This window comes from Brevibacterium ammoniilyticum (assembly GCF_038429965.1).
Classification (GTDB): Bacteria; Actinomycetota; Actinomycetes; order Actinomycetales; family Brevibacteriaceae; genus Brevibacterium; species Brevibacterium ammoniilyticum.
In genome coordinates this window covers 1-13,430 of the sequence record NZ_BAABNP010000007.1, presented here as the reverse complement: position 1 = coordinate 13,430, position 13,430 = coordinate 1, and the positions used below count along the sequence as shown (strand labels likewise).

Here is a 13,430-nt window from a genome sequence, read left to right as displayed (position 1 = left end):
TCCGAGGTGGCAGACGCTCAGAGATTCCGGCGGAAGAACGGGACGAGCACGCTGACCGCCTCGTCGACCTCTTCCTTCCCGTCGTAGAGCGACATGTGGTTGGCACCCTCGACGACGTGGAAGGACTTGTCGTCGCTCGCCGCACGCTCGTAGAGATCGTCGCTCATCCACTTCGACCCTGCCTCGCTGCCGGCGATGAGCAGGAGCGGCTGAGTGAGGAAGGCCTCCGCCTTGTGGAAGGCGTCGTAGGTGATGATCTGCGACAGGCTGCGCGTGGTCATCCATCCTGGAGCGTTCGGGTGCTCACAGCGTGGGGTGTGGTAGTACTCCCAGGCCTCCTCGAGTTCGGCGTTGGGTGCGTCCTCTCTGCGCATCGGGGCCAACGGGAACCGGTTGCCCTCTGCTTCTCCGGCGGCATCCGTGGTGCGCGCGCTCGCGCCTTGGTCGAGCACGGGAGCGGCATCGGCGTCGGCGATCGACCCGTCCCAGCCGTTGCGGAACATCTGTCCGATGTTGACCATGCTCACGGTGCCCACGGCCGCGATGCGCGGATCGTTGATCGCGGCATTGGCTGTGTATCCGGCGCCCGCGCAGATGCCCATCGCGCCGATGCGTTCATCATCGACGTACGGCAGGGTCGTCAGGTAGTCGACGACGGCGCTGACGTCCTCGGTGCGGATGTGGGGGTTCTCCAGCTGTCGCGGCTCTCCCGTGCTCGCACCCTGGAAAGAGGCGTCGTAGGCGATCGTGACGAATCCGTCAGCGGCGAGCTTGGATGCGTAGAGTCCCGCGGTCTGCTCCTTGACGCCGCCGCCGCGGTGGGAGACGACGATCGCCGGGTAGGTCGTGTTCTCATCGAAGTCCGACGGGACGAAGAGCACCGCCGACAGCGTCGTACCGTAGCCGTTGTGAGTGGGAATGTCGATGGTCTCGGAGGTGGAGGTCCTCTCGAGGGTGGAGGTCTTCTCTGACATGGTGTTCTCCTCTTCGGGATTCTGCGGATCATAGGTCTCGGTCCGGGCACCCGACTGACCCGGCACATGCGGCCCTCACTCGGCATCGCCGACGAACGTCGTCGCGACGACGAGGGCGCGGACCGCCCGAACACCGTCCATGCTCGTCCCCTTGCGGGACATGTGCCAGGTTCCGTGAGTACCCCGTGCGTCCGCTGCCGAGCTCAGCCGCCGCGACGCGTCACCTGGATCCGCCGCCCGGCATCCTTGTGCCAGGGGTTCTGCCGGTACCTGCCGCCGGTCGGGTGACGCTCGTAGACTCTGGGGCATGGCCATCAAGGACGAGAGCGTGCGCGACTTCCTCACCACCCGCCGCGCGAAGATCACCCCTGACATGGCGGGTCTGCCGCCGGGTTCGGGAGTGCGTCGCGTGCCCGGGCTGCGTCGCGAAGAGGTCGCTCTGCTCTCCGGCGTGTCCGTCGACTACTACACGAAGATCGAGAAGGGCGACCTCTCCGGCGTCTCCGACGAGGTCCTCGACGCGGTGGCGCGGACCCTGCGCCTGACCAGGGATGAGACCGCCTACCTCTACGATCTCGCCCGCACGGCTCGACGTCCGACCCGCAGTCGCAGGCGGCCCCGGCCCGCCGAGGCGCTCTCCCCTCAGGTGCAGCAGCTCATGGATTCGATGTCAGCCACCCCGGTCGTTGCGATGAATGGCTGCCTCGACATGATCGGGGCGAATGCGCTCGGTCGAGCCGTCTTCTCCATCGCCGTCGAGAGTCCTACACGTTCCTCGAGTCTCGCACTGCCGAACTTCGCGTCGTTCGTCTTCCTCGACCCGGCCGCTGCGGAGTTCTATGCCGACCTCGCCGAGGCGGCCGCCACCTGCGTGCAGATCCTGCGCACCCAAGCCGGTTCCACCCCGCATGACAAGCGGCTGACCGGCCTCATCGGCGAGCTCTCGACCCGCAGTGAGGACTTTCGGGAGATGTGGGCGGCCCACGACGTCGGCCGGCACCGCTCGGGAGCGAAGACCCTCCACCATCGTGAGGTCGGCGACCTCGAACTCAGCTTCGAACAGGTCAGACTCGACTCGGCACCGTCGATCGCTCTCTCGGCCTACCTTGCTGAGCCGGCCTCGCCCACTGCCGAGCGCCTCCAGCTGCTCGCCTCCTGGGCGAGCGCACCGACCACTCCGCACTGAGGCTCGTCGGCTCCCACCAAAGGGGTTGTGTCTCACCCTGTCACGGGTCGGCGAATCGGGGCTAGCCTGGGGTGCACACCATCGCCTGAGCAAAGGAGCATTGCCATGACCAACGTCCTCATCCTCGGAGCGAACGGTCGGATCGCGCGATTCGTCGTCGCCGCCCTGAGCAAGCAGTCCGACATCTCGCAGACGCTGCTCGTCCGCGACGCGAGCAAACTCGCCGAGGTCCCGGACAACGCCCGCGTGATCACCGCCGACGTCCTCGACACCGCGGCCCTGACAGATGCAGTCAGCGGTCAGGACGTCGTCTACGCGAATCTCACCGGCGACGACATCGATGAGCAGGCGAAGAGCGTCGTCGCCGCCATGGACTCCGCGGGAGTCTCGAGGCTGATCTTCGTCCTCGCCCTCGGCATCTACGGCGAGGTGCCCGGCGCCTTCGGCGAATGGAACGACCGCATGATCGGCACGGAGCTGCGGGTGTTCGCGAAGGCGGCGGAGGTCCTCGAGGCCTCCGACCTCGACTACACGATCCTGCGGCCGGCCTGGCTCGACGACGCCGAGGACACCTCGTATGAGATCACTGTCAAAGGCGAACCCTTCAAGGGCACGGTCGTCGCCCGGCAGGCTGTCGGTGACCTCATCGTCGAGATCATCGACGAACCGACCCAACACAGCAGGGCCAGCCTCGGCATCGATCGTCCGAACACGGACGGCGACAAACCGTACTTCATGTGAGGGGCGGCCCGCCCAGCCGACGAATCCAGGACGCGCAGTGTCGATAATGCGCGGCACAATCGACACTGAGGGTCCTTAGCTCGCGGGGGCAGAGCCGCGACGAGTCACCCTCCGCACCCCTCACCCCTCCGCGACGCGTCACTCCTTCGCGACGAGGGTGAGCACGTCGTAGTTGGCCACGGGCTCGCCGTCCTGGTTGACGACCTCGGCGTCCCAGCGGACCTCACCGTACTCGTCGGTCTCGCGCGGGGTGATGCGCTTGGCCGTGAGCGTCACCTTGAGCCTGTCCCCCGGTGAGACGGGCGTGACGAAGCGCAGCCCCTCGAGGCCGTAGTTCGCAAGCACCGGGCCCGGGTCCGGCTGGACGAAGAGTCCCGCGGCGAAGGAGACGATGAGGTAGCCGTGGGCCACGCGGCCGGGGAAGAACGGGTTCGCCGCGGCCGCCTCCTCGTCGGTGTGGGCGTAGAACGTGTCCCCGGTGAATTCGGCGAAATGGGCGATGTCGGAGAGCGTGACCTCCCGCCACTCCGACTCGAGCGCGTCCCCGATCCGCAGATCCGCCAGCGACTTCGTGAACGGATGCTCGCCGAGGCGGCGCTCGGCTCCGGCCACCCACTCCCCGCCGATCGCGGTGAGCATGTCCGGCGAGGCCTGGACGGCGGTGCGCTGCATGAAGTGCTCGACACCCCGCAGTCCGCCCATCTCCTCACCACCGCCGGCCCGACCAGGACCGCCGTGGACGAGGGTGGGCAGCGGCGAACCGTGGCCCGTCGACTCGTCTGCGTCATCACGGTCGAGGACGAGGATCCGTCCGTGCCAGGGCGCGACGCCGCGGACGAACTCGGCGGCGAACGCCGGATCGTGGGTGACGACCGAGCCGACGAGGGACCCACGCCCGCGAGCGGCGAGGTCGACCGCCTCGGTGAGAGTCGAGTACGTGATGATCGTCGTCACGGGACCGAAGGCCTCGACGTCGTGGACGGCGTCGACCCAGGAATCGTCGGCTTGGAGGACTGTGGGGGCGACGAACGCCCCTCCCAGGGAAGCCGCCAGCTCATCCGAGGCCGCACGACCGCCGGTGAGCAGGTGCGCGCCGCCGGCGAGGATCTCATCGACGGCGTCGAGGACATCCTCGCGCTGACCCACCGAGATGAGCGGGCCGAGCTTCGTCGCCTTCTCCCGCGGATCGCCGGCGACCACGGTGGCAAGCTTCGCGGTGAGCGCCTCACCGACCGCCTCGGCGTGCTCGGCGGGGACGAAGGTGCGGCGGATCGCGGTGCACTTCTGCCCGGCCTTGACGGTCATCTCCGCGACGACCCCGTCGACGAAGAGGTCGAACTCTGGGGTGCCGGGGGCGGCATCGGGACCGAGCAGGGAGAAGTTGAGGGAGTCCGCCTCGGCGAAGAACCGGGTGCCGCGGTCGGTCACGCACGCCAGCGACGCGAGCCGACGGGCGGTGCCGGCGGACCCGGTGAAGGCGATCGTGTCCTGCTCGGCGAGCAGGTCGAAGAGCGGGGTGATGTCGCCGGTGACGAGCTGGATCGCGCCCTCGGGCAGGAGACCGGAGTCGACCATGTCGGCGACGACGGCGCGGGTGAGGTGCGCGGAGTCGGTCGCGGGCTTGACGACGACGGGGACGCCTGCGACGAACATCGGCGCGAACTTCTCGAGCATCCCCCACACGGGGAAGTTGAACGCGTTGATCTGCAGTGCCAGACCCTGCCGGGAGGTGAGGATGTGGCGGCCGACGAAGGTGCCGTTCTTCGACAGGCGTTCGACACCGCCGTCGAGGAGGACCGTCGAGTTCGGCATCTGCCGCCGCGCGACACCCGAGTAGGTGAAGAGCGTGCCGATGCCGCCCTCGATGTCGACGAACGCGTCGCGCTTCGTCGTCCCCGTCGTGAACGAGATCGCGTGGTAGTCCTTCGCGCGTTCCATGAGATAGGCGCCGAGCTGCTTGAGGATGACTCCGCGCTGGTGGAAGGTCAGCGCCTGGACGGCTGGGCGTCCGACTTCGCGCGCGTAGTCGGCGACGGCCGCGAAGTCGATGCCCGCCGAGGACACCTCGTGGAGCAGCTCACCCGTCGTCGCGTCGCGCACCTCCCGCGCGTCGGCCGCATCGGTCGGGGCGTGCCAGGCACCGGCCGCATAAGAGGTGAGGGTCTCCGTCATGTCGTCTCCTGAGTCCGTCGAGGTCAGTGCGTCGGCAGATCCCGGTGCCACTCGGCACCGCTGCCGATCATCTCCCCAATACTAACCAATCGGTCGGTAATCCGGAATCGCCGAGGTGGGGCTGAGCACGCATCCCCTGCCCGCCGGGGTGGGGCTGAGCACCACCCCGCCAGTGGCGCCGGTCACCTCGGTGGACTATGATCGAGCGCATTAACTGACCAAACAGTCACCAAAGGCCTCCTGCCGCCGACGTCGCCGAGCACCACGCACCATCACGCAGCTTCCCAACGACGGCGCACCGGCCCGCTGACCCCTGATTTCAACGGAGAGATCACCTATGTCCCAGACTGCCACCACGTCGATCACGCGCGAAGAGCGCAAGGTGCTCGCGGGCACCCTCGTCGGCACGACGATCGAGTGGTACGACTTCTTCATCTACGCGCAGGCCGCCGGCCTCATCCTCTCGACGCAGTACTTCGGTCCGCTGGCCGCGGACAATCCCGCGCTCGGGCAGATCATGGCGTGGGCGTCCCTGGGCATCTCGTTCCTCTTCCGGCCGCTGGGCGCGATCATCGCCGGCCACCTCGGCGATCGGATCGGACGCAAGCGCATGCTCGTCCTCACCCTCATCCTCATGGGGGCCGCGACCTCGCTCATCGGCCTGCTGCCGACGTATGCGGCGATCGGGGTGGCTGCGCCGATCCTGCTCACCCTGCTGCGGATCCTCCAGGGCTTCTCCGCCGGCGGCGAATGGGGTGGGGCGGCGCTGCTCTCGGTCGAGCACGCACCCGATGCCAAGCGCGGCATCTTCGGCGCGTACCCGCAGATCGGCGTGCCCGTGGGCATGATCCTGGCGACCGGGGTCATCTGGATCCTCACGACCGTGCTCACTCCCGAGCAGTTCGCCAGCTTCGGCTGGAGGATCCCGTTCCTCTTCTCCGTCGTCCTCGTCGTCGTCGGCTACTACATCCGCAAGCAGGTCGAGGAGAGCCCGGTCTTCGCCGAGCTCGCCGAACGCCGCGCGGAGTCCTCTGCCCCGCTGAGCACGCTGTTCCGGAAGAACACGAAGGAAGTCGTGCTCTCGGCGCTCATCTTCATCGGCAACAACGCGGTGGGCTACATGATCATCGCGTTCTTCGCCGCCTACGCCTCCCGCCCGCTCGCCGAAGGCGGTTCGGTCGGTCTCGAGCGCGCGCCCGTGCTCCTGGCGACGACGCTCGCGAGCTTCGGCTGGCTGGTCTTCACGATGTGGGGCGGGGCGCTCTCGGACCGCCTCGGCCGGGTGCGGACCTTCCAGATCGGCTACATCCTCCTCATCGTCTGGCTCATCCCGACGTTCCTCATGATCGATGCGGCCAACATCTGGATGTACGGCATCGGCATCTTCGTCCTCACCGTCGGCATGGGTCTGTCCTACGGCCCGATGTCGGCGATGTACGCGGAGATGTTCCCGGTCGAGGTCCGCTACTCGGGCGTCTCGATCGGCTACGCGCTCGGCGCGATCCTCGGCGGCGCTTTCGCCCCGACTATCGCCGAGACTCTGCTCGCCGAGACCGGCTCATCGATCTCGATCGCGATCTACATGATCGTCGTGTGCATCATCTCGCTCATCGGCGTCAGCCTCGTCAAGGAGACGAAGGGCAACGACCTCGGCCTGACCAAGCACCACTGAGGCTGCAGCGAACCCCCCAGTTCGTCACCTGCACCTCGATTTCCTGGTCGATCCACGGTGAGTCCTCCGCCTGAAACGCCGTGGATCGACCCAACAATCCACCGAGGCGGCGCACCCACTCAGCAGCTCTCGCATAGGCTGGCGACATGACTGCACCGACCCCTACTGAGCTGACGTATCCCGACATCGAAGCCGCGGCCGCCCGGATCGCCGGACGGGTGCGGCCGGTCACCGTGGCCCCGGCACAGCCGGGCACCCTCGCCGAGGCGGCCTCCCCCACCGCAGCCACGTGGAGCTCCGGCCCCGCCGAGGACCCGAACGCATCCGGTCTGCTCTTCGCCCTCGAGTTCATGCAGTACACGGGCACGTTCAAGGCCCGCGGCGCGCAGAACTTCATCCAGTCTCATCTCGCCGAAGGCACCTTCCCCGAAGCGGGAGTGACCATTGCATCGGGCGGAAACGCCGGTCTCGCCTGCGCGTGGGCTGCCCGTGCAGCGCAGGTCCCCGCGACAGTGTTCCTGCCGACCACGGCCCCGAGTGTGAAAGTCGAACGGCTGCGTTCCTATGGTGCGCGGGTGGAGTTAGTCGGATCCGAATTCGCCGAGGCGGCCGCGGCCTGCCACGCCTTCGTCGCCTCATCGGGGGCGTTGGCCTCGCATGCCTACGACCATCCGCTCATCGCCGCCGGCGCGGGCACTCTGATGACCGAGATCCTGGCGCAGGTGCCCGACCTCGATACGGTCGTCGTCTCCGTCGGCGGAGGCGGACTGTTCGCCGGGGTCGCGACGGCCGCGACCTATCACGGAGTGCGCACGGTGGCGGTCGAGCCGGAGAACTGTCGCGCTCTCAGTGCTGCGATCGAGGCGGGAGAGCCGGTCGACGTCACGGTCGATTCGGTGGCATCGGATTCGCTCGGTGCCCGAAGGGCCACACCGCTGGCACTGGCTGCGGCACGGTCGGATCTGGTCACCTCGGTGTTGGTCAGCGATGAGGCGATCATCGGTGCCCGGCAGCACCTGTGGGATCAGCACCGGTTGGCGGTCGAACATGCGGCGGCCACGGCACTGGCGGGAGTCCACGGTTCGGGCGGCTATGTGCCGGCCGAGGGAGAGAAGGTCGGCGTCGTCCTGTGCGGGGCGAACACGAGCCTCGGCGATCTCTGAGACGCGCGGTCAGCGCGGTCGAGCGCCGGAAATCAGCGCGTTCGGTCGCGGTCCTTCGACTTCAGGGATGCCTTGATGAGGCCGAAGATCGCGAGTGCGACGACGACCGTGATGATGGCCTTGACGAGGAACCACGCGATGGAGAACGCGACGTTGACCACCCACCACGCGATGATGACAGCGATGATCGCGCCGATGATGCTCCACACAGTACTCATCTTCATGCCTCAAGCCTAGGCCTGAGCACACAGCTGTGCAATGACGCGGCGTCATCAGGTTCTGTTCCCTGCCTCATCACTCGCTGAACTGATCATCGGGGCAAAACCCGTGTATCTGCACAAAACGTGATGACGGACCCGGCGGCCTCTTCGTCACCCAGCGTCAGCAGCGTGGACCCGGACCGCGCGGGCGGACCAGCGGCGGTCGGCGAAGCCCACCTCGATCGGGTGGTCGAAGGCCGCTGAGACCTGCTCGGAGGTGAGCACCTCGACGATGGGACCGGCGGCGGTCAGCCGACCGTCGGAGATGAGCGCGGCATGAGTGGTGTTCTCGGGAATCTCTTCGAGATGGTGGGTCACCAGCAGTGTTGCCAGCTCCGGCGAGTGCACGGAGAGGTAGTCGATCGTCTCCAGCAGCTGCTCCCGGGCAGCCACGTCGAGGCCGGTGGTCGGCTCGTCGAAGAGCAGCAGCTGCGGGTCGGCGATGAGGGAGCGCGCGACGAGCGCTTTGCCCCGTTCTCCCTGGGACAGCACTTTCCAGCCGGCGTCGGCGCGGGACTCCAGCCCCACCTCGGCGATGAGGGAATCGGCCTTCGCGACCTCCGCAGGGGTGGGATCCCACCGCATCGGACGTTCGACGGTGCCGGTCAGACCGGTGAGGACGACCTCGCGCACGGTGAGGTTCGACCGCAGCGGATGGCGCGGATTCACGTGCCCGATGAGGCGGCGCAGCGCCGCGAGCTCGACCCTGCCCATGCGTGATCCGAGGATGTCGACGGTGCCCGAGGTCGGGAACACCTGCGCCGAGGCGAAGCTGAGCAGAGTCGACTTCCCCGCCCCGTTCGGCCCGATGAGCACCCAGTGCTCGCCGGCGGCGATGCGCAGATCGATGCCGTGGAGGATCTGCGTCTGCCCCCGCCGGAATGTCACACCAGCGATATCGAGGACGGCCTCGGCCACGTCTCACTCACCCCTTCAGATCGGCGACCCCACCGTCCGGAAGGGCCGATCCGATTCTAGGTCTCCCCTCGCCGAGGCGGCCGCCAGGTCGAACGACCGCCGTTCCGCATGGTGGATCCGAGTTCGGGACGGCTCCTTTCGGCCCCCGCCGACTTTCAGCTCAGCGCGTCCTCCGGCGCTGAGATCTCGCGGCGGAGGATCTTGCCGGTCGGGCCCTTGGGCAGCTCGTCGACGATCCACACATTGCGGGGGTACTTGTATGCGGCGACGCGGCCCTTCGCGAACTCGCGCAGCGCTTCGGCGTCGACGCTGCTGCCGGCCTTGAGAGCGACGGCGGCACCGATCTCCTCGCCGAGGTCGTCGTTCGCAATGCCGATCACGGCCGCCTCGGCGACGGCCTCGTGCTCGTAGAGCGCTTCCTCGACCTCGCGCGGGTAGACGTTGTAGCCGCCGCGGATGATGAGGTCCTTCTTCCGGTCGACGATCGTGAAGTACCCGTCGGCGTCCTGTTCGGCGAGGTCTCCGGAGTGGAACCAGCCGTCGCGGATGGCCTCCTGTGTCGCCTCCGGTCGACCCCAGTACCCTTTCATCACGGGTTCGCCCTTGATCGCGATCTCGCCGATCTCGCCGACGGGAACGTCATTGTCGTCATCGTCGACGAGCTTCATCTCGACTCCGCGCACGGGGACGCCGATGGTGCCGGTCTTGCGTTCCATTCCCGGCTGGTTGAAACATGCCACGGGTGAGGTCTCGGACAGTCCGTAGCCTTCGAGGATGATGCAGTCGAAGGCGGATTCGAAGTTCTTCATCACCTCGACGGGCATCGCCGATCCGCCGGAGATGCACGAGCGCAGGCTCGACACGTCGAAGCTTTCGCGACCTTCGGCGTGGAGCATGCGCGCGTACATCGTCGGCACACCGATGAAGATGCTGACTTTCGAGCCCTGGATCGTCTCGAGGGCCTCGATCGGGTCGTAGCGCGGGATGAGGGCGAGGCAGGATCCGCTGAGCACGGAGGCGTTGAGTCCGCAGGTCAGGCCGAAGCAGTGGAACAGCGGCAGGCAGCCCATGACCATATCGTCCTCGGTCAGGTGGATGAGGGTCTCGGCGGTGACGGCTGCGTTCGTCATCATGTTGAAGTGCGTGAGTTCCGCACCCTTGGGCTGCCCGGTGGTGCCCGAGGTGTAGAGGAGCACGACGGTGTCGTCCTCGGCTCGGGACACCACCTCAGGTGTAGGTTCGAAGGCGGACAGCTGATCAGCAAAGTCGGCCGGATCGACGCGGACGCATTCGATGCCGACCGCGGCCGCTGCCTTTCCTGCCTCGTCTGCCATGTCCTTCCAGGCGAAGACGAGCGCGGCTCCGGAGTCCTCGAGGTAGTACTGCACCTCGCGGTCCTTAAGCAGCGGGTTCATCGGCACGACGATCGCGCCCACGGACAGTGCACCGTAGAAGAGGACGGGGAATTCGAGGACGTTGGGCAGGACGAGTCCGACGCGGTCGCCGGGCCCGATTCCCCTCTCGGTGAGCATCGTCGCCACCCGCTGCGCCCGGTCCTGAAGCTGCGCATACGTCAGCACGGAATCGCCGAGGCGGACGGCAGGTCGATCTGCGTGCCGGCTCGCGGTGGCGGTGAGATTGTCGGCGAGGTTGGTCATAGCTTCCTCCAGGCTTGATTCGTTCGTCATTGATCGGCTCGGTGCTGGCGCTGGGACCACGACAGGTTGTGGCCTCAGCACAGGAGAAGAGTCGACTGACCGGACGGGGGCCGACTCCCGTTCGACTCCCGTCGTCCGGCTCTATGATGCCCACTCTGCCGCTGGCGAGGGTTTCGGACAACGGGATGCGCAACAGAATCACACACCATCGGTTGTGGTCGGACAACAAGGATGCCCGTATGCTTCTGCCATGGCAGCCAATCCACTCGTCCTGCGCATCATCGACCGTGTCCGAGCAACGCTGCCGGCCACGGTTCAACGCTCGGTCAGTCGCACCTGGCGGGAAGTGCCCGCTTATCCGGCCAGCCCGGACAAGAACCTCGCCGAGGATCTCACCGCACACACGTTCACCGTCTTCGAAGCCGCGCTCACCCCCTTGGAGGAGGGACGTCGCGCGACCGCCGAGGACTTCCCGATCACCGCTTCCCAAGCCCGGCGACGTCTGCGGCAGGGAGTGACCCTGCCGGACTTCCTCACCGGTTTCCGGATCGGTCAGGAGACTCTGTGGGAGGCGATCGTCGATGCCTCGGATTCCGAGCAGGAGACCCGCGACGAGGCTCTGCACATCGCCATCCACGTCATGAGCGTCATCGAGGTCGGCAGCTCCGTCGGCGCGGTCGCCTACCTCGAGACTCAACAGCTGGAGATGGCCGAGGGCGACCGGGTCCGCCGTGATCTCGTCGACGATCTGCTCTCCGGTCGCCGTTTGGCACCGGGGCCCAGCGCAGACCTCGCCGAGGTGTCCGACCTCCGCCCGGATTCGCGTGTGCTCGTCGCCACGGCCACCGCGCAGACACCGCTGCGTGATGATCGGGGCATGCGCGAGGTCCTCACGGCCCTGTGCTCGGTCTTCGACGTCGGCCGTCGCGGCATCGCCGTGGTCCTACAGGATCAGATCGTCGGCATCACCCCGGTGACCTCCGACGGGGCAAGTACTCTGGCCGATCTCGAACGGGTCCACCGGGAGCTGTCGCGCACCGGCACCGACCTGTGTCTGGGCACCTCCACCGTCCACGAAGGACTGGAGAACGTGCCCGAGGCGTTCCGCGAAGCCGTGCTCGCTGAGGACAGCCTCGGCGGTGTGCCGGGGGTCAGATCGCTGCACGCGCTCACTCCGCTCGACTACCTCGTCACCCTCGACGACGAGGTGGCCCACCGCCTCATCCGGCCCGAGCTGCGCCGTTTCGTCGAGGACGATCTCGCGGCCGGTGGGGTGCTCATCGAGACGCTGCTCGAATATGCAGCCTGCGATCTCAATGCCAAACTCGCCGCCGAACACCTCCACGTCCACGTCAACACCGCCTACTACCGGCTCGACACCGCAGCCGACCGCACCGGCCGCAACGTCCGCAGCTTCACGGATCTGCAGGAGACGATCATCGCCATCCGCATGCTCACCGCCCGCGGAAACGTCCCGACATCGGGGTGAACGATCCCCGCGCCGAGGCGGCCCATCCCTGGATCGGACGGGCATCCTCGGCGCGGGGAAAGGCACGGGCCATAATGGAGTCATGCACAATGGCGCCGATTCGAATGAGGACCTCCGCGAGGAATATCGCATCAAGATGCGCGGTCGGCTTCTGCGCCGGTCCGCGTCCTTCAATGTCGCCCACGCCGTCGACAGCCTCGAACCCGGTACCGGCGCACAGAGCATCCAACGCGCGCTGACTCTGCTCAACCTCGTCGGCCTCATCGCCGGTGAGAGGCGCGAGGGTGCGAGCCTGTCCGAGCTCGCGTCGATCAGCGGCCGCCCGAAGGCCAGCGTCCACCGCATGCTCCAGGCGCTCATCGCCATGGGCTACGTCGAACGCCTCGATGAGGGCGGATACCGCCTCGGCGTGCAATCGCAGATCCTGGGTCAGCTGGCCCAGAAATCGGTGGATCCCCTGGTCACGGAGTCCGAGTCGAGTCTGCTGCGCTTGGCCGAACTCAGTCAGGACACCGTGTTCCTCACTCTGCGCACCGGCAGCTATTCGATCTGCGCCCGCCGCGAGGAGGGTTTCGGTGAAATCTTCAACAACGCCCTGTCCGTGGGCGACCGACACCCCTTGGGCATCGGGGCCGGATCGCTGGCGATCCTCTCCGAGCTCTCCCCCGCCGAGGTGGACGCCCAGTTCGAGGCCAACGCCGAGATCCTTGCCGAAAGGTATCCGAAGGTCTCCGTCCCGCATCTGCGCGACATCATCGATCAGGCCCGCATCGACGGCTTCGTCCACAATCCGGGGCTCTTCGCCAAGGGGTCGTGGGCGGTGGCGGTGCCGCTGCGCATCCGCGGCTCCCGCCCGCAGGCGGCTCTGTCGATCGCTTCGATCGCCGATCGCGTCACGGGTTCACGGGTCGAACGCCTCGTCGCTCTGCTGCGCCGGGAAGCGAAGGCCATCGCCGAGGCGCTGAGCTCCTATCCCGTCCACGACCCGAACTCCGGCGACCTCTGAGCCGCCCCTCAGCGCCGGCGCAGGAGGCGGACTCCGGTAGCGTGAAGGGCATGCCGGAGCCTCCTGATTCCACGACCGTGTCCCTGCCGATCACCGAACTGCGCGACCTTGGGCTGTGTCAAGTTTCGTAGACGATCTCTTTGTGGATCAGGCGGCGATCGCGGCCTGAAGGGTGTAGTCGGCGCGCGCTT

General features: G+C 67.3%; 11 protein-coding genes. 6 read left to right on the top strand and 5 right to left on the bottom strand.

Annotation, left to right across the window (positions count from 1 at the left end; translation table 11 throughout):
• Positions 1-17: 17 nt before the first annotated feature.
• Positions 18-974 carry an alpha/beta hydrolase gene (locus AAHA49_RS09525; protein ID WP_342038093.1) on the bottom strand — a complete coding sequence of 319 codons (957 nt, stop codon included), beginning with the start codon at positions 972-974 and terminating at the stop codon, positions 18-20.
• Between the two features lie 307 nt (positions 975-1,281).
• Between AAHA49_RS09525 and AAHA49_RS09520 the strand changes: the two genes are divergently transcribed.
• Together AAHA49_RS09520 and AAHA49_RS09515 are read left to right on the top strand one after the other, a co-directional pair.
• A complete protein-coding gene (locus AAHA49_RS09520) occupies positions 1,282-2,160 on the top strand; it encodes a helix-turn-helix domain-containing protein (protein WP_342038092.1) in 879 nt (292 codons plus the stop codon).
• Positions 2,161-2,265: 105 nt separating this feature from the next.
• A complete protein-coding gene (locus AAHA49_RS09515; RefSeq protein WP_342038091.1) occupies positions 2,266-2,901 on the top strand; it encodes an NAD(P)H-binding protein in 636 nt (211 codons plus the stop codon).
• Between the two features lie 138 nt (positions 2,902-3,039).
• Here the strand turns inward: AAHA49_RS09515 and paaZ are convergent, their stop codons facing one another.
• Complete coding sequence (gene paaZ / locus AAHA49_RS09510) at positions 3,040-5,073, bottom strand: phenylacetic acid degradation bifunctional protein PaaZ (RefSeq protein ID WP_342038090.1); 2,034 nt, start codon at positions 5,071-5,073, stop codon at positions 3,040-3,042.
• Between the two features lie 337 nt (positions 5,074-5,410).
• Between paaZ and AAHA49_RS09505 the strand changes: the two genes are divergently transcribed.
• Together AAHA49_RS09505 and AAHA49_RS09500 are read left to right on the top strand one after the other, a co-directional pair.
• Complete coding sequence (locus AAHA49_RS09505; protein ID WP_342038089.1) at positions 5,411-6,745, top strand: MFS transporter; 1,335 nt, start codon at positions 5,411-5,413, stop codon at positions 6,743-6,745.
• Between the two features lie 146 nt (positions 6,746-6,891).
• The gene (locus tag AAHA49_RS09500) at positions 6,892-7,908 is read left to right on the top strand and encodes a serine/threonine dehydratase (RefSeq protein WP_339393469.1); all 1,017 of its coding nucleotides are present in this window, start codon (positions 6,892-6,894) and stop codon (positions 7,906-7,908) included.
• A gap of 32 nt (positions 7,909-7,940) precedes the next feature.
• Here the strand turns inward: AAHA49_RS09500 and AAHA49_RS09495 are convergent, their stop codons facing one another.
• The 3 genes from AAHA49_RS09495 to AAHA49_RS09485 form a co-directional block, all read right to left on the bottom strand.
• Positions 7,941-8,132 (bottom strand): hypothetical protein, encoded by a 192-nt coding sequence (locus AAHA49_RS09495; RefSeq protein ID WP_062860502.1) that lies wholly within the window; start codon positions 8,130-8,132, stop codon positions 7,941-7,943.
• Positions 8,133-8,279: 147 nt separating this feature from the next.
• On the bottom strand, positions 8,280-9,086 hold the full coding sequence (locus AAHA49_RS09490; protein WP_339393468.1) for an ABC transporter ATP-binding protein: 807 nt from the start codon (positions 9,084-9,086) through the stop codon (positions 8,280-8,282).
• 155 nt (positions 9,087-9,241) lie between these two features.
• Positions 9,242-10,744 carry a long-chain-fatty-acid--CoA ligase gene (locus AAHA49_RS09485; RefSeq protein ID WP_062860500.1) on the bottom strand — a complete coding sequence of 501 codons (1,503 nt, stop codon included), beginning with the start codon at positions 10,742-10,744 and terminating at the stop codon, positions 9,242-9,244.
• A gap of 250 nt (positions 10,745-10,994) precedes the next feature.
• Between AAHA49_RS09485 and AAHA49_RS09480 the strand changes: the two genes are divergently transcribed.
• Together AAHA49_RS09480 and AAHA49_RS09475 are read left to right on the top strand one after the other, a co-directional pair.
• Positions 10,995-12,233: a PucR family transcriptional regulator gene (locus tag AAHA49_RS09480; RefSeq protein ID WP_339393467.1), complete on the top strand. Its 1,239-nt coding sequence runs from the start codon at positions 10,995-10,997 to the stop codon at positions 12,231-12,233.
• Between the two features lie 82 nt (positions 12,234-12,315).
• Positions 12,316-13,239: an IclR family transcriptional regulator gene (locus AAHA49_RS09475; RefSeq protein ID WP_342038088.1), complete on the top strand. Its 924-nt coding sequence runs from the start codon at positions 12,316-12,318 to the stop codon at positions 13,237-13,239.
• Positions 13,240-13,430: the final 191 nt, after the last annotated feature.